Annotated in this window: 15 protein-coding genes; 11 read left to right on the forward strand and 4 right to left on the reverse strand. The window is 69.9% G+C overall.

The annotated features are described in order from the left end of the window. Positions 1–4: 4 nt before the first annotated feature. Complete coding sequence (gene dapD / locus AC5Y4T_RS16185; RefSeq protein WP_499954315.1) at positions 5–958, reverse strand: 2,3,4,5-tetrahydropyridine-2,6-dicarboxylate N-succinyltransferase; 954 nt, start codon at positions 956–958, stop codon at positions 5–7. A 295-nt stretch (positions 959–1,253) separates the two neighbouring features. On the opposite strand from dapD, the gene AC5Y4T_RS16190 reads away from it, so the two are divergent. From AC5Y4T_RS16190 to dapE, 3 genes are read left to right on the forward strand one after another with little or no spacing between them, the layout of a single operon-like run. Then, complete coding sequence (locus AC5Y4T_RS16190) at positions 1,254–2,063, forward strand: PPE family protein, SVP subgroup (protein WP_499954317.1); 810 nt, start codon at positions 1,254–1,256, stop codon at positions 2,061–2,063. Positions 2,064–2,098: 35 nt separating this feature from the next. Then, entirely contained in the window at positions 2,099–3,241 is a 1,143-nt protein-coding gene (locus AC5Y4T_RS16195; RefSeq protein ID WP_499954319.1) for a PPE family protein, read from the forward strand. A 31-nt stretch (positions 3,242–3,272) separates the two neighbouring features. Further along, positions 3,273–4,337: a succinyl-diaminopimelate desuccinylase gene (dapE, locus tag AC5Y4T_RS16200; RefSeq protein ID WP_499954321.1), complete on the forward strand. Its 1,065-nt coding sequence runs from the start codon at positions 3,273–3,275 to the stop codon at positions 4,335–4,337. Here the strand turns inward: dapE and AC5Y4T_RS16205 are convergent. Continuing rightward, complete coding sequence (locus tag AC5Y4T_RS16205; protein WP_499954323.1) at positions 4,322–6,460, reverse strand: AAA family ATPase; 2,139 nt, start codon at positions 6,458–6,460, stop codon at positions 4,322–4,324. The genes dapE and AC5Y4T_RS16205 overlap by 16 nt on opposite strands. A gap of 88 nt (positions 6,461–6,548) precedes the next feature. On the opposite strand from AC5Y4T_RS16205, the gene log reads away from it, so the two are divergent. From log to AC5Y4T_RS16240, 7 genes are all read left to right on the forward strand, one after another. After that, positions 6,549–7,112 carry a cytokinin riboside 5'-monophosphate phosphoribohydrolase gene (gene log, locus AC5Y4T_RS16210; protein ID WP_499954325.1) on the forward strand — a complete coding sequence of 188 codons (564 nt, stop codon included), beginning with the start codon at positions 6,549–6,551 and terminating at the stop codon, positions 7,110–7,112. Positions 7,113–7,186: 74 nt separating this feature from the next. Next, the gene (gene fadD6, locus AC5Y4T_RS16215) at positions 7,187–8,965 is read left to right on the forward strand and encodes a long-chain-acyl-CoA synthetase FadD6 (protein ID WP_499954327.1); all 1,779 of its coding nucleotides are present in this window, start codon (positions 7,187–7,189) and stop codon (positions 8,963–8,965) included. Between the two features lie 202 nt (positions 8,966–9,167). Further along, on the forward strand, positions 9,168–9,992 hold the full coding sequence (gene folP, locus AC5Y4T_RS16220) for a dihydropteroate synthase (protein ID WP_499921534.1): 825 nt from the start codon (positions 9,168–9,170) through the stop codon (positions 9,990–9,992). Further along, the gene (locus AC5Y4T_RS16225) at positions 9,989–10,996 is read left to right on the forward strand and encodes a glucosyl-3-phosphoglycerate synthase (protein ID WP_499954329.1); all 1,008 of its coding nucleotides are present in this window, start codon (positions 9,989–9,991) and stop codon (positions 10,994–10,996) included. The genes folP and AC5Y4T_RS16225 overlap by 4 nt, the downstream gene beginning before the upstream one ends. A gap of 59 nt (positions 10,997–11,055) precedes the next feature. Continuing rightward, complete coding sequence (locus AC5Y4T_RS16230) at positions 11,056–11,412, forward strand: DivIVA domain-containing protein (RefSeq protein ID WP_499921531.1); 357 nt, start codon at positions 11,056–11,058, stop codon at positions 11,410–11,412. Beyond that, the gene (locus tag AC5Y4T_RS16235; RefSeq protein ID WP_499950599.1) at positions 11,409–11,990 is read left to right on the forward strand and encodes a DNA-3-methyladenine glycosylase I; all 582 of its coding nucleotides are present in this window, start codon (positions 11,409–11,411) and stop codon (positions 11,988–11,990) included. The genes AC5Y4T_RS16230 and AC5Y4T_RS16235 overlap by 4 nt, the downstream gene beginning before the upstream one ends. Before the next feature lie 166 nt (positions 11,991–12,156). Next, positions 12,157–12,330 carry a DUF3117 domain-containing protein gene (locus tag AC5Y4T_RS16240; protein ID WP_066995255.1) on the forward strand — a complete coding sequence of 58 codons (174 nt, stop codon included), beginning with the start codon at positions 12,157–12,159 and terminating at the stop codon, positions 12,328–12,330. Between the two features lie 18 nt (positions 12,331–12,348). Here AC5Y4T_RS16240 and glgA read toward each other — a convergent pair whose 3' ends face one another. Then, positions 12,349–13,521 (reverse strand): glycogen synthase, encoded by a 1,173-nt coding sequence (gene glgA / locus AC5Y4T_RS16245; protein ID WP_499954331.1) that lies wholly within the window; start codon positions 13,519–13,521, stop codon positions 12,349–12,351. 169 nt (positions 13,522–13,690) lie between these two features. Between glgA and glgC the strand changes: the two genes are divergently transcribed. Then, positions 13,691–14,905, forward strand: coding sequence for a glucose-1-phosphate adenylyltransferase (glgC, locus tag AC5Y4T_RS16250; protein WP_499921527.1), 1,215 nt, complete (start codon positions 13,691–13,693; stop codon positions 14,903–14,905). A gap of 93 nt (positions 14,906–14,998) precedes the next feature. Here the strand turns inward: glgC and AC5Y4T_RS16255 are convergent, their stop codons facing one another. Beyond that, complete coding sequence (locus AC5Y4T_RS16255; RefSeq protein ID WP_499921526.1) at positions 14,999–15,673, reverse strand: methyltransferase family protein; 675 nt, start codon at positions 15,671–15,673, stop codon at positions 14,999–15,001. Between the last annotated feature and the right edge of the window lie 5 nt (positions 15,674–15,678).

Raw genomic sequence — 15,678 nt, forward strand, 5'->3', positions numbered from 1 at the left:
ACCCTCAGTTGGCGTGCAGGTCCTCGTTGAGGGCGATGCCCTGACGGCCGCGGGCCACGACTTCCACCGCCCCGCTCACCGAATTGCGGCGGAACAACAGGTTGTTGCCGCCGGACAGCTCGAGCGCCTTCATCGTTTTGCCTTCGGGCGTAACGACTTTGGTGCCCGCGGTGACGTACAGGCCGGCCTCGACGACGCAGTCGTCGCCCAACGAGATGCCCAGGCCCGCGTTGGCGCCGAGCAGGCAGCGCTTGCCGATCGAAATCACCTCGGTCCCACCGCCGGACAGCGTCCCCATGATCGAGGCCCCACCACCGATGTCGGAGCCGTCGCCCACCACCACGCCGGCGGAGATCCGTCCCTCCACCATGGACGCCCCCAGGGTGCCGGCGTTGTAGTTGACGAAGCCCTCGTGCATCACCGTCGTGCCCGGCGCCAGATGCGCGCCCAGGCGCACCCGGTCGGCGTCGGCGATGCGCACACCGGTCGGCAGGACGTAATCGACCATGCGCGGGAACTTGTCGACGCCGTAGACCGTCACCGGCCCGTGGCGCCGCAGCCGGGCCCGGACCGCCTCGAAACCCTCGACGGCGCACGGTCCGCGATTAGTCCAGACCACATTCGTCAATACCCCGAACAAGCCGCCGGCGTTCAGCCCGTGCGGCGCCACCAATCGGTGCGAGAGCAGATGCAATCGCAGGTAGGCGTCGTAGGCGTCGGCGGCCACGTCATCCAGCGAGCCGATGACCGTGCGCACGGCGATGGTCTCGGTGCCGCGGTCGTCGTCGCGCCCGATCAGCGCGGTCAGCTCCGGGGGAACATCGGACAGCGCCAGCCGCGACGTCGCGCTGGTGCCCGCGGTGGTCAGTTCCGGTGCGGGAAACCACGTGTCGAGGATCGATCCGTCGGCGGCCAGCGTCGCCAGGCCTATTCCTTCGGCGCCTGCTGCTCTTGTCACGGCGCAAAGGTTACTTCGTGGGCCGGCATCGGGCCCCGCCCGCCCTGCGCAAGGGCGAAGCCGGGGGCCGCGCAGTCACCCCGGCCTGCGTCCAAAGACCCACGCGCGCAAGATAATTCGTCACCGCGGGATGCGTCGCCCGCGGCGGGGGACGCTCGGCAGTGGCCGGTCTCAGCAGGTCAAGGCGTGAATTTCGGCGTATCGGGTACGCAGCTTCCGGGGTCGTTACCGGCCTAGCCGCAGGCCCCTTTGTCGCCGGCCCGTCGTGGCCGCCCGATTGCGCGAGGAGAAGAACATGTCCTTTGTCACCACACGGCCCGAGGCGCTGTTGTTCGCGGCGAGCACCCTCGAAGGCCTCGGCTCTTCGATGGCCGCCCAGGACGCCGCGGCCGCGGCTCCCACCACGAGCATCGCTCCCGCGGCCGCCGACGAGGTGTCCGCTTTGCAGGCGGCGCAATTCTCCGCCTACGGCGCGTGGTACCAGCAGGTCAGCGCCCAGGCGAAGGCTGTTCACCAGACGCTGGTGAACAACCTGGACAGCAACGCCGGCTCGTATGGAACGACGGAAGCCGCGAACAAAGTCACCACCAGCGCCGCGGCGCTGCCCGCCGCACCGGCAGCTGCCGCCGACCCACCCCCCGGGGATGCCGCGGCCGGCACCCTCATCGAGTGGGGTCAGAACACCGGTGCCGCCGCCTCGGACTTCATCACCTTGGGCGAGGGGCAATTCGCTCCCGTCCCCGGCGCGGCCGGTATCCCCAACTTCACCGGCGGGCTCACGTCAGCAACCCCGGCAAGCGCGCCCGCCCCGGCGGCGCCGGCAGCCATTGGTGGGGCGCCGTTGCTGGCGAGCATGGGCCGCGGACCCTCGATCGGCGCATTGTCGGTACCACCGAGCTGGGCGGCAAGTGGTGTCCCCGAGGTCAGCTCCACCCCGGTGACGCTGACCGGCGCCGGGTTCACCAGCGCCGCGCCCCAGGCGACGACGGTGAGCGCCATTCCGGGTGGCGTGCCGTCGATGGCCACCGCCGGACGCGGCGGCTACGGCCTCGGCGCGCCCCGCTACGGCGTCAAGCCCACCGTGATGCCCACGCCGGCCGTCTAACAACCCGCAACGTCAGCAAGAACAGGAGCACGACAATGACTTTCGACTTCGGAGCACTGCCCCCAGAAATCAATTCCCTGCGCATGTACACCGGCGCGGGCGCCGGTCCGATGATGGCCGCGGCCGCGGCTTTCAGCAGCCTGGCCGACGAGCTGAGCACGACCGCCTCGGCCAGCCAGGCGGCGATTGCGAATCTGACCGGCGAGGAGTGGATCGGACCGTCGTCGACCGCGATGGCCACCGCCGCCGCGCCGTACGTGATGTGGATGCACACCACCGCCGCGCAGCTGCAACAGGCGGCCGCCCAAGCCATGGCATCCGCGGCCGCATACGAGGCGGCCTTTGCGATGACGGTGCCGCCACCGCTGGTCGCGGCCAACCGGGCCCAGCTGGCGGCCCTCGTCGCGACCAACGTTCTGGGACAGAACACCCCAGCCATCGCGGCCACCGAGGCGCAGTACGGCGAGATGTGGTCCCAAGACGCCGCCGCGATGTACGGCTACGCCGCGGCGTCGGCGGCCGCGGCCAAGTTGAGCCCGTTGACATCGCCCGCGCCCACCAACAGCCCGGGTGGGCTCGACGCGCAGACGGCGGCCACGGCCGCGCAGACCAGTGGGCTGCGCTCGGTCGTCTCCAATGTGCCCAACGCCGTGCAGTCGTTCGCGGCGCCGGCCGCACCCGCCGCGCCGGGCGCGAGCGCCCTGGACAGCGTGCTGGGCGACCCGCTGGTGTCCAATATCGGCAACGCCGGATTCGACGTGGTGTCGTGGAACGTGTTCAACACGATGGTGTCCAACATCTTGTACAACCACACCCTCGACGCGGCGGCTTCCGCCAGCGTGGCCGGCGACCTGGGCGGCGTGATCGGCTCCGGCGCCCTGGTCAGTGCCCCGGCGCCGGTCAGCACCGCGGGCGTCGGTGCCGCACCGGTGCTGGCGAGCATGGGCTCGGCGTCCCCGGTCGGCGGATTGTCGACGCCGGCCACATGGTCGGCGGCCACGCCTCGGGTCCCCGCCGCGACGGTCGCGGGCACTGGGTGGACCGCACCCACCGAAGACGCGCACACCACGTGGGCGTCCGGCATGCCGGCGGTCGCCTCGGCGGGGCGGGGCGGCTACGGCGTGGGGCCGCGCTACGGCGTCAAGCCCAAGGTGATGCCCACGCAGTTGCTCGTCTAGCCCGCGCTTGCGATCGCCTACCCTAAAGACCGTGCTGGACTTACGCGGCGATCCGATCGCGCTGACCGCGGCGCTGGTGGACATCCCCAGCGAATCGCGGGACGAAGCGCGGCTGGCCGACGAGGTCGAGGCCGCGCTGCGGGCCCAGACCTCCGGGTTCGAGATCATGCGCAACGGCGACGCCGTGCTGGCGCGCACGCACTACCAGCGGCCGTCGCGGGTGCTGCTCGCGGGGCACCTGGACACCGTGCCGGTGGCCGCAAACCTGCCCAGCCGGCGCGAGGGCGGCGACCTGTACGGCTGCGGCACGGCGGACATGAAATCCGGCGACGCGGTCTTTCTGCATCTCGCCGCCACCGTGGCCGACCCGGTGCACGATCTGACGCTGGTGATGTACGACTGCGAGGAAATCGAGGCCGCCGCAAACGGATTGGGCCGCATCGAACGCGAGCTGCCGGACTGGCTGTCCGCCGACGTGGCCATCCTGGGTGAGCCGACCGGCGGCTACATCGAGGCCGGCTGCCAGGGCACGCTGCGCGTGGTGGTCAGCGCCACCGGGACCCGCGCCCATTCGGCGCGATCCTGGTTGGGAGACAACGCCATTCACAAGCTCGGCGCCGTGCTCGAGCGGCTTGCCGCGTACCAGGCGCGCAGCGTCGACATCGACGGCTGCGTCTACCGTGAGGGCCTGTCGGCGGTGCGCATCGACGGCGGCGTGGCGGGCAACGTCATTCCCGACGCGGCCGCGGTGACGGTCAACTTCCGTTTCGCGCCCGACCGTTCGCTGCCCGACGCGCTGCAACACGTGCACGACGTGCTCGCCGGGCTCGACGTGCACATCGAACAGACCGATGCGGCGGCGGGCGCGCTGCCCGGACTTTCCCAGCCCGCCGCCAAGGCCCTGGTCGAAGCGGCGGGTGGCAATGTCCGGGCCAAATACGGCTGGACCGACGTGGCGCGGTTCGCCGCATTGGGCATACCGGCGGTCAATTTCGGGCCCGGTGATCCCAACCTGGCGCACAAGCGCGACGAGCGGGTCGCGGTCGCCGACATCACCGCCGCGGTGGACGTGCTGCGCGGCTACCTGAGCGGCTGAGCCTCCCCCGCCGCACACCGCTGCGCCTGGGCGGCGGCGTCGGCGGCGGCCGCGTGCATGCCGATCGACGTCAGCTCCTCCGACACGGCCCGCAGCCCCGCGTCGTCGCCGGCGGCCAGCGCGCGGGCATGGGACAACGCGAGTCTGCCTGCGACACAATCGATCTCACCACAGAGCCGAGCCAGGGGATCGGCGGCCCGGATGTCGCCCAGCCGCACGGCCTCGTGCCAGACCCGCACCGCCGCACCCCGCTGCCCGCCGCGTTCGGCCATCCGGGCGGCGTCACGCGCGGCGGTCACCGCGCCGTGCGTGTCCCGTACCAGGGCCAGCCGCCATGCCCGCGCCACACCGAGCTCCGGCGCGAACAGGGCCGACTTGGTTCCGTGCCGAGATTCGGCCCTGCTCAATGCCTTTGCCGCGGCCGCGGTGTCGCCCTGCTGGGCCAGCGCGGTGGCAAGCAGGGTGAGCGACAGCGGCCCCCACGAGTAACCGGTGCGCTCCAGGGTGGCGGCTGCCGGGACCAATAATGCTGCCGCAGCGGCGAAATCGCCACCGGCGATGAGCGCATGCGCCAACAGCACCTCGCCGATGGCGCGGCCCGGCTGTTGCAGTTCGGCGAAGTCGGTGAACTGCTGCGCGACGTGGCGGGCTTGCTCGTGCCGCCCGGCCATCAACAGAGCGGTGGTCTGGCCCAGTCCGATCGTGAAGCGCAGCAGCCCAGGGTGTTCGGCGGTCAAGGCGCGCTGCGCCAGCGGCTCGACGTCGTCGAATCGACCCTCGCGTGCCGCGCACAACGCGGCCGCGCTGGCCGCCCAGGCCACCGCCTGGTCATCGGCCGCCGGCGACGCGAGGACCTCGGCGGCGACTTTTACGGCATGCCCGACATTGCCGGCGTTCATCGCGAAGGTCGCGCTGAGCGCGTCGAGGGTGGTCCGCGGGCCGATGTCGGTGACTCGGTTGCGCACCGTCCGCAGGAACGCGGTGGCGCGCTCCGGTTCGCTCAGCATCCAGAACTGGTTGGCCGCGCGCAGCAGGGCCCAGTCCATCAGCGCCGCTTCGGTCAGCGCGGTGGAATCGACCTCGGCCAGCACCGAATCGGCTTCGCGGCCACGGCCCTGCCAGCCCAGGGCATGCGCCAGCGCAAGCCGCGCCGATAACCCGCCGGACCGCAGCAGCGCCCAACGGGCCAGTCGTTCGCCCAGCGTCAGGTCGCCCAGCCGCAGCGCCTGCTGGGCGGCGGCGACGACGTCGGTCACGCGCGGGGGAGTGTCGCTGTCCAGCGCCAGCGACACCAGCCGCAACCGGTCGCTGAGGTGCTCGGACGGTCGCTGCGACAGCAGCCGGACGAGGTCGGTGCGTCGTTGCCGGGCCTCGTCGGGGTCGAGCGCGGCCCGCATCCGCTCGGCGAACAGCGGGTGGGCCGTGTAGACGACCGGGTCGTCGGAGGATCCGCCCCGCGCCCGGGTCTCCGCGGCACCCCACGTCACCGCGTCGTGCACCGCGCCGTCGCCGGCGAGTGCGGTCAAGTCGGCGGCCGTCAGCGGCTCCGCGACGGCCAGATACTCCAGGACCGAGCGCGCCGCGGCGGGAAGCTCGTCGAGGAAGGTATCGATCTCCGCCGGCGCGGTCGCCCCGGCGGGCGGCTCGATGTCGACCCGGGTCAGCAGCCCGTCGTTCCACAGCGCCGCGATCGCTTCGGGAGCGGGATCGGCGCGGGCGGTGACGATGAGCCGTCCCGCGCCGTCGCGGGCCAGCTGGTAGACCAGCGTGGCCGACAGCACGTCGAGGTGGTGGGCGTCGTCGACGACGAGCAACAGGTCGTCACCGCCCAGCGACGCCCGGGCGGCCCGCAGCAGTGCGGCCGGCTTGCCGATGTCGGAGATCTGCACCAGATGGCTGAACGCCCCGAACGGGACCGCGCGTTCGGTCGGGGTGCCGGTGACCCAACGGACGAGCGTGTTCGGGTGCCGATCCGCGAAACGCTCGGCGGCCACCCGGGCCAGGGTGGATTTGCCGACGCCGTCGGGCCCCAGCACCACCGCCCCCCGGGCCCCGTCGGCCAGAGCCGCATCCAGCCGCTCTGAGGCCGTCGCATGTCGGGGGACGTTCCATCGAATCGGCACCGCCGAATTTTATGGTGCGAGAGCCGGGCGGCAAGGCGAAAGCCCCAGATATGACGGCCCGGATGCGGTTGGTCTACCTTTGGCGGATATGCCCGGCCAACGCGATGCATCAGCCGAGTGGTCGGTGTGCGTGTACTGCGCATCAGGCCCCGAACATCCCGAACTGCTCTCAGTCGCAGCGGAACTCGGTGAGGCGATCGCCGAGCGCGGCTGGACGCTGGTGTGGGGCGGGGGCCGGGTGTCGGCGATGGGCGCGGTGGCGAGCGCGGCGCGCGCCCGGGGCGGCCGAACCGTCGGCGTCATCCCGAAGGTCTTGATGCGCCGCGAGATCGCCGACGTGGAATCCGACGAGCTGATCGTCAGCGACACCATGCACGAACGCAAGCAGGCCATGGAAGACCGCGCCGACGCGTTCATCGCGCTGCCCGGTGGCATCGGCACCCTCGACGAGTTGCTCGACGCATGGACGACGGCCTTCCTCGGTCTGCACGACAAACCCATCGTGCTGCTGGATCCCTTCGGCCACTACGAAGGGCTGTGGACCTGGTTGTGCGGTTTGCTGAACAGCGGCTATGTCTCCCAGGCGGCGATGGACCGGTTGGTGCTGGTCGACAAGGTGAGTGCGGCGCTGCAAGCCTGCGCACCGGGCTGAGGCCGCCGACGGGTTTGCCACCCCTACTAGGCTGTCCGCCGAGCTTGCCTTTGGAAACGAATCGAGGGGATCACGTGTCCGATCGTGACGGTGGAGCGCGCACGGCGGTCAAACTGACCGACATCGCATTCCGGGCGCCGGCCGTGCTGGCCGACCTGCCGGTGATCGCGCGTGGCGCGATGACCGGGCTGCTGGCCCAGCCGGGCTCCAAGAAGTCGATCGGCACGGTGTTCGCCGACCGGGCCGCCCGCTACGGCGACCGGATCTTCCTGCGGATGGGCGATCAGCAACTGACCTACCGCGACGCCAACGCCGCCGCCAACCGATACGCCGCCGTGCTGGCCGCGCGCGGCGTCGGTCAGGGCGATGTCGTCGCCATCATGCTGCGCAACTCGCCCAACACCGTGTTGGCCATGCTGGCCGCGGTCAAGTGCGGCGCGGTCGCCGGCATGCTCAACTACCACCAACGCGGCGAGGTGCTCGCGCACAGCCTCGGTCTGCTGGACGCCAAGGTGCTCATCGCCGAGACCGATCTGGTCAGCGCCGTGGCCGAGTGCGGCGGCTCGGGCAGAACCGAGACGCTGACCGTCGAGGACTTGGAGCGGTTCGCGCTGAGCGCGCCCGCCACCAACCCCGCCTCGGCGTCGGCCGTGCACGCCAGGGACACCGCGTTCTACATCTTCACTTCGGGCACAACGGGATTCCCCAAGGCCAGCGTCATGACGCACCTGCGGTGGCTCAAGGCGCTCGCGGCGTTCGGCGGTATCGGATTGCGGCTCAAGAGTTCCGACACCCTCTACTGCTGCCTGCCGCTCTACCACAACAACGCGCTGACGGTGGCGTTGTCGTCGGTGATCAATTCGGGGGCGACGCTGGCGCTGGGCAAGTCGTTCTCGGCGTCGAAGTTCTGGGACGACGTGATCGCCAACGAGGCCACCGCGTTCATCTACATCGGCGAGGTGTGCCGGTACCTGCTCAACCAGCCGGCCAAACCCACCGACCGCGCGCACAAGGTGCGCGTGATCGCCGGAAACGGGCTGCGCCCGGAGATCTGGGACGAATTCACCGAGCGATTCGGCATCGCGCGCGTCTGCGAGTTCTACGCCTCCAGCGAGGGCAACGCGGCGTTCATCAACGTCTTCAACGTGCCCCGCTCCACCGGCGTCTTCCCGATGCCGCTGGCCTACGTCGAGTACGACCCCGACACCGGTGCCCCGCTGCGCGACGACAACGGGCGGGTGCGCCGCGTGCCGGCCGGCGAGCCCGGTTTGTTGCTCAGCCCGGTCAACCGGCTGCAGCCCTTCGACGGCTACACCGACCAGGAGTCGAGCGAAAAGAAGTTGGTGCGCAACGCCTTTCGTGAGGGCGACTGCTGGTTCAACACCGGCGATGTGATGAGCCCGCAGGGCATGGGCCACGCCGCGTTCGTCGACCGGCTCGGCGACACCTTCCGATGGAAGGGCGAGAACGTCGCCACCACGCAGGTCGAGGCGGCGCTGGCGTCCGACGACTCCGTCGAGGACTGCACGGTCTTCGGGGTCGAGGTTCCGCGCACCGGCGGGCGCGCCGGCATGGCCGCGGTCAAACTGCGCGGGGGCGCCGAGTTCGACGGGCAGTCGCTGGCCCGCGCCGTGTACGACCAGCTCCCTGCCTACGCGCTGCCGCTGTTCGTGCGGGTGGTGGAGTCCATCGAGCAGACCACGACCTTCAAGAGCCGCAAGGTGGAGCTGCGCGAGCAGGCCTACGGTTCCGACGTGAAGGACCCGCTGTACGTGCTGGCCGGGCGCGATAAGGGCTACGTGCCCTTTTACGACGAGTACCCCGACGAGGTAGCCGAGGGCAAGCGTCCGTAGGGCGCGACCCCTGCGCTGACGTCGCGCGTGCGCTCGCGGCGACGACACGCCGCGACAGCGCGCCCTGGCCGCACACTCGATCCCCCGGGCCGCGCGCGACGCGGCGACCGGGCACCATATACGTGTGCACTCGACACCGCCGGCGTCAGCCGGCCGTCCAACTCTGTGCGGCCGCCCGGTCGCGGGCGATCGTGCGCTGATCATGGCGATCATCAACCGCACCCCGGACTCGTTCTACGACAAGGGCGCGACCTTCAGCGACGAGGCTGCCAGGGCGGCCGTGCACCGGGCCGTCGCCGACGGTGCCGACGTCATCGACGTCGGCGGTGTCAAGGCCGGCCCCGGTCAAGAGGTCGATGCCGACACCGAGATCGCGCGGCTGGTGCCGTTCATCGAATGGCTGCGCGACGCCTACCCGGACCAGCTGATCAGCGCCGATACCTGGCGTTCCGAGGTGGCCAAGGTGGCCTGCGCGGCCGGGGCGGATCTGATCAACGACACCTGGGGCGGCATCGACCCGGCGCTGCCGGAGGTGGCCGCCGAGTTCGGGGCGGGCCTGGTGTGCTCGCACACCGGCAACGCGCTGCCGCGCACGCGCCCCTTCCGGGTGAGTTACGGAATCACCACACGCGGCGTGGTCGACGACGTCATCGCCCAGGTCACCGCGGCCGCCGAGCGGGCGGTGGCGTGCGGAGTGGCCCGCGACCGGGTGTTGATCGACCCCACCCACGACTTCGGCAAGAACACCTTCCACGGGCTGCTGCTGTTGCGCCACGTGAGCGATCTTGTCGAGACCGGGTGGCCCGTGCTGATGGCTTTGAGCAATAAGGACTTCGTCGGGGAGACTCTGGGGGTGGAATTGACCGAGCGGCTCGAGGGGACGTTGGCGGCCACCGCGCTGGCGGCGGCCGCCGGCGCCCGGATGTTTCGGGTACACGAGGTCGCGGCCACCCGGCGGGTGCTGGAAATGGTCGCCTCGATCCAGGGCACCCGGCCGCCGGCGCGCACCGTGCGGGGCCTGGCATGACGACATCTGACCTCGTCGCCGGCCATGTCGCCGACGCCGGCATGCTCGCCGCACGCCCCGGCGACGTCTGGCTAGCCGACCGCAGCTGGAACCGGCCGAGCTGGACCATCGCCGAGCTGGAGGCCGCGAAGGCAGGGCGAACCATCTCGGTGGTGCTGCCGGCCCTCGACGAGGAAGAAACCATCGAGTCGGTGATCGAGAGCATCTCACCGCTGGTCGATGGGCTGGTCGACGAGCTGATCGTGCTGGACTCCGGCTCCACCGACGACACCGAGATCCGCGCCGTCGCCGCAGGCGCCCGCGTCGTCAGCCGCGAGCAGGCGCTGCCCGAAGTGTCGATCCGGCCCGGCAAGGGCGAGGCGCTGTGGCGCTCGCTGGCGGCCACCCGCGGCGACATCGTGGTGTTCGTCGACTCCGACCTGATCGATCCGCACCCGATGTTCGTGCCCTGGCTGGTCGCTCCGCTGCTCACCGACGACCGCATCCACCTGGTCAAGAGCTTCTATCGGCGGCCGTTGCGCGGCAGCGAGCTCGCCGATCTCGGCGACGTGCCGACCGACGCGAGTGCCACCGGCGGTGGGCGGGTGACCGAGTTGGTGGCCCGGCCGCTGCTCGCGGCCCTGCGTCCGGAACTGGGCTGCATCGTGCAACCGCTCGGCGGCGAATACGCGGCCACCCGCGAGCTGCTGACCTCGGTGCCGTTCGCCCCGGGCTACGGCGTGGAGATCGGCCTGCTGGTGGACACGTTCGACCGGTTGGGGCTGGACGCGATCGCCCAGGCCAACCTGGGGGTCCGCGCGCACCGCAACCGGCCGCTGGCCGAGCTTGGCGTGATGAGCCGACAGGTCATCGCGACCCTGCTGTCGCGTTGCGGGATCCCGGATTCGGGCGTAGGGCTGACGCAGTTCACCGCCGACGGCCCCGAGGGCTACGGCTACACACAGCACACGTCGCCGGTGTCGCTGGCGGACCGACCGCCGATGCAGGCGATCAGGCCGCGTTAGCCGCGCGCGAGGTCACGCTGACCGCCGCCCTGTCGGCGGCGTAGGGCAATATCGGTCACGTGGCGTTGGTGTTGCTGTACCTGGTGGTCCTGGTGCTGGTGGCGGTCGTCCTGTTCGGCGCCGCCAGCCTGTTGTTCGGTCGCGGCGAGCAGCTGCCGCCCCTGCCGCGGGGGACGACGGCCACCGTCCTCCCCGCGTTCGGGGTGACCGGCTCCGACGTCGACGCCGTCAAGTTCACCCAGGTCCTGCGCGGTTACAAGACCAGTGAGGTGGATTGGGTGCTGGATCGGCTCGCGCGCGAGCTCGAGGCGCTGCGCGGACAACTCGAAGCTGTGCACGCGTCGAGCGCGGGACACCAGACCGAGGACGAATCGGGGGAACCAGACGACGGCGAGGATCGTCAGGATTCAGTGTGAATGAAGACAAACTGGTTCGCTGCGGTTGGGCGACCGCGCGGCCCGGACCCGATTTCGAGCTCTATCGCGACTACCACGACCGCGAATGGGGCCAACCGGTGCGCGACGGCGTGTCGTTGTTCGAGCGGATGAGCCTGGAGGCCTTTCAAAGCGGCCTGTCCTGGCTGATCATCCTGCGAAAAAGGGAGAACTTCCGGCGCGCGTTCGCCCACTTCGACATCACCACGGTCGCTGAATACTCCGATGCGGATGTGGAGCGGCTGATGGCGGATCCGGGAATCGTCCGCAACCGCGCCAAGATCGAGTCGACGATCGCCAACGCGCGCGCGGCCGCCGAGCTGGGCGGTCCGGCGGATCTGGCGGACCTGCTGTGGTCGTTTGCGCCATCGCCGCGGTCACGCCCGGCCGACCCGTCCCAAATCCCCTCGGCCACCGACGAATCGAGGGCCATGGCCCGTGAGCTCAAGCGGCGCGGGTTCCGGTTCGTCGGCCCGACCACCGCCTATGCGCTGATGCAGGCGACCGGGATGGTCGACGATCACATTCGTGATTGCTGGGTGCCCGCAACCGCCCGTTGAGCACACAGATGCGGGTCTTTGTTCAAGTGGCGACCTGGATAGGGAACAATGGGGGGGTGATAAGGCAGTTCGATGCCGGGCATGGCTTGAATTTCGCTGGCGGGGCATGCTCGGCGCCGACCAGGTCCGCACGGGCGGGCCAGCTCGAACCCGGAGGGAGCACTCGATGGCGGCGATGAAGCCCCGGACCGGAGACGGTCCTCTGGAAGCAACCAAGGAGGGGCGCGGCATCGTGATGCGAGTACCACTTGAGGGAGGCGGTCGACTTGTCGTCGAGCTGACGCCCGACGAAGCCGCTGCCCTCGGTGACGAACTCAAGGGTGTCACAAGCTCCACCTAGGGCCTGCCGCCGGCGGCGCTATGCACACACCTTCCGATAGATCTCCACGGTCTGCTCGGCGACGTGGGCCCAGGAGAACTCTTCGACGCAGCGCTGGCGTCCTGCCTCGCCGTAGCGTTGCGCTTTCTCCTCGTCGGCGATCAACTCGTTGACCGCATCGGCCAATCCGGCCTGATAGTCCCGCGGGTCGTCGGGACCGTAATGCACCAGCGTCCCGGTGACCCCGTCGGCGACCACCTCCGGAATCCCACCGACATCGGAGGCCACCACCGCCGTCGAGCAGGCCATCGCCTCCAGATTCACGATGCCCAACGGCTCGTACACCGAAGGGCACACGAAAACCGATGCCGCCGAGAGGATTTCGCGCAGATCCCCGATGGGCAGCATCTCCCGGATCCAGAACACCCCCGTGCGGCCGGCGGCCAGGGCGGCCACCGCGTCGCGAATCTCGGCGGCGATCTCCGGGGTATCGGGAGCGCCGGCGCACAACACCACCTGCGCCTCCGGGCTGAATCGGTGGGCGGCCGCCACCAGGTGCGCCAGTCCCTTCTGTCGCGTGATCCTGCCCACGAACACCACGATGGGCCGGGCCGGATCGACGCCGAGTTCACTCAGCATCGATCCGGTTCGAACCGGCCCGGCCGGGTACCAGACGTCGGTGTCGACGCCGTTGCGGATGACGTGCACGGCGCTGGGATCCAGTGCGGGATAGACACGCAGAACGTCCTCGCGCATCGCGGCGCTGACCGCGATGACGGCGTCCGCGGCCAGCACCGCGGTCTGCTCGACCCAGCTCGAGATCCGGTAACCCCCACCGAGTTGCTCGGCCTTCCACGGGCGCAGCGGCTCGAGCGAATGCGCGGTCAAGACGTGCGGGACGCCGTAGACAAGGGAGGCCAGATGCCCGGCCATGCCGGTGTACCAGGTGTGTGAATGCACCACGCTGGCCCCCTTCGCCGCATCGGCCATCATCAGGTCGGCCGACAGAGTCGACACCGCCTGGTTCGCGCCCCGCAGCCGCGCGTCGGGCTCATAAACGTGCACTCCCGGAACGCCCGGACGCGGTGCTCCCATGCAGTGCACGTCGACCGCGCAGAGCCGGCGCAGCTGGGCGACGAGTTCGGTGACGTGTACTCCCGCTCCGCCATACACCTCCGGTGGGTACTCGCGCGTCATCATGGCCACCCGCATACCCGAACGGTAGTTCGGCGACCGGGCCCGCCGCGAGTCGGGTTCGCCACACCGTGGGGCGCTCTCCGCGGTGTGCGCAGCCAAATACCTTGACGGACAGCCCCACAGAACGTCGCCAATCACCCCGTCCCCCTGGCAGCCCTCCGCAACGGCCGATAGGTTTGAAACCATGAGGGAAGCGCCACACGTGCTGGGCATCGTCCTGGCCGGCGGTGAGGGCAAGCGGCTGTACCCGCTGACGGCGGACCGCGCCAAGCCCGCAGTTCCCTTCGGCGGGGCCTACCGACTGATCGACTTCGTCCTGTCCAACCTCGTCAATGCCCGGTATCTGCGTATCTGCGTTCTCACCCAGTACAAGTCGCATTCACTGGACCGTCACATCTCGCAGAACTGGCGGTTGTCCGGTCTGGCCGGCGAGTACATCACTCCCGTGCCCGCGCAGCAGCGGCTCGGCCCGCGCTGGTACACCGGCTCGGCCGATGCGATCTACCAATCGCTGAACCTGATCTATGACGAAGACCCCGACTACATCGTGGTTTTCGGTGCCGACCACGTGTACCGGATGGACCCCGAGCAGATGGTCCGGTTCCACATCGACAGCGGCGCCGGCGCGACGGTGGCCGGCATCCGGGTGCCGCGCAGCGAAGCGACCGCGTTCGGCTGCATCGACTCCGACGAGTCGGGCCGCATCCGCAATTTCATCGAAAAGCCATTGGATCCGCCGGGGACCCCGGACGACCCCGAGCAGACGTTCGTATCGATGGGCAATTACATCTTCACCACCAAGGTGCTCATCGACGCGATCCGCGCGGACGCCGACGACGACCACTCCGACCACGACATGGGCGGCGACATCATCCCGCGACTGGTCGACGACGGGATGGCCGCGGTGTACGACTTCAGCGACAACGAGGTGCCCGGCGCCACCGATCGTGACCGCGCCTACTGGCGGGACGTGGGAACGCTGGACGCGTTCTACGACGCCCACATGGACCTGGTGTCGGTGCATCCCGTGTTCAACCTGTACAACAAGCGCTGGCCGATCCGCGGCGAGTCGGAGAACCTGGCGCCGGCCAAGTTCGTCAACGGCGGTTCCGCGCAGGAGTCGGTGGTGGGCGCGGGCAGCATCATCTCGGCGGCCTCGGTGCGCAACTCAGTGCTCTCGTCCAACGTGGTGGTCGACGACGGAGCGATCGTGGAGGGCAGCGTGATCATGCCCGGCGCCCGGGTCGGCCGCGGCGCGGTGGTGCGCCACGCGATCCTGGACAAGAACGTCGTCGTGGGGCCGGGCGAGATGGTGGGTGTGGATCTGGAAAGGGACCGGGAGCGCTTCGCGATCAGCGCCGGCGGTGTGGTCGCGGTGGGCAAGGGCGTCTGGATCTAACGCACCGGCGATGCGATTTGATCCGGGCGCGAAAGACGTTGATTTGCAGCGCGTAGCGCAGCGCGCGAACGCCTTCGGCGGCTGATCCGGCGGCTACCAGAGGTAGGGCACCAGCCGGTAGCGCACGCGCCGCGCGTATTCGCGGTATCCGGGTAGTTCCCGGACGAGCAGCTTTTCCTCGTCGAGGATGCGCAGCGCCAGCACCAGGGCGCCCGCGGGGACGAAGAGCAAACCCCAATAAGAGCCCAGCGCCAAGGGGATACCGATCATCATGGTCACGTTCCCGACGTACATCGGGTGGCGGACGAACTGATAGAGGCCCCGGGAAGCGACCGTCTGGCCGGCTTCCACCGTGACTGTGGCTGCGGCATAACTGTTTTGGGCGATCACCAGCATGGCGATGCCGAGGCCCGCCGCCACCAGCACGTCGCCGAGCAATGACACCAGGGGAGGCACCGACGACCAGCCGAACCGATGATCGAGAGCGCTGAACACCATCGTCGCGAAAAGGCCGAGAAACGAGCCGGTGATGATGAACTTCTGCGCCTTCCGGGGTTCCGCCCGCGGACCCGCGCGCATGCGGCGTTGCAGGGCCGCGGGATTGGTCCGGGCCAGGTAAACGGTGGGGATCAGCGTCGCAGCCGTGAACACGGCGACAAAGAGCCACGCCTGCCAGTAGTGCAGCGTGCCGGCTGGCAGTAGCAGGATCAGGGCCAGCGAGAGGATGCCCCACACCGATGACGCCGCTATACGGATGCCGGTTTTCATCATGC

It is taken from the genome of Mycobacterium sp. NGS11, from assembly GCF_059813315.1.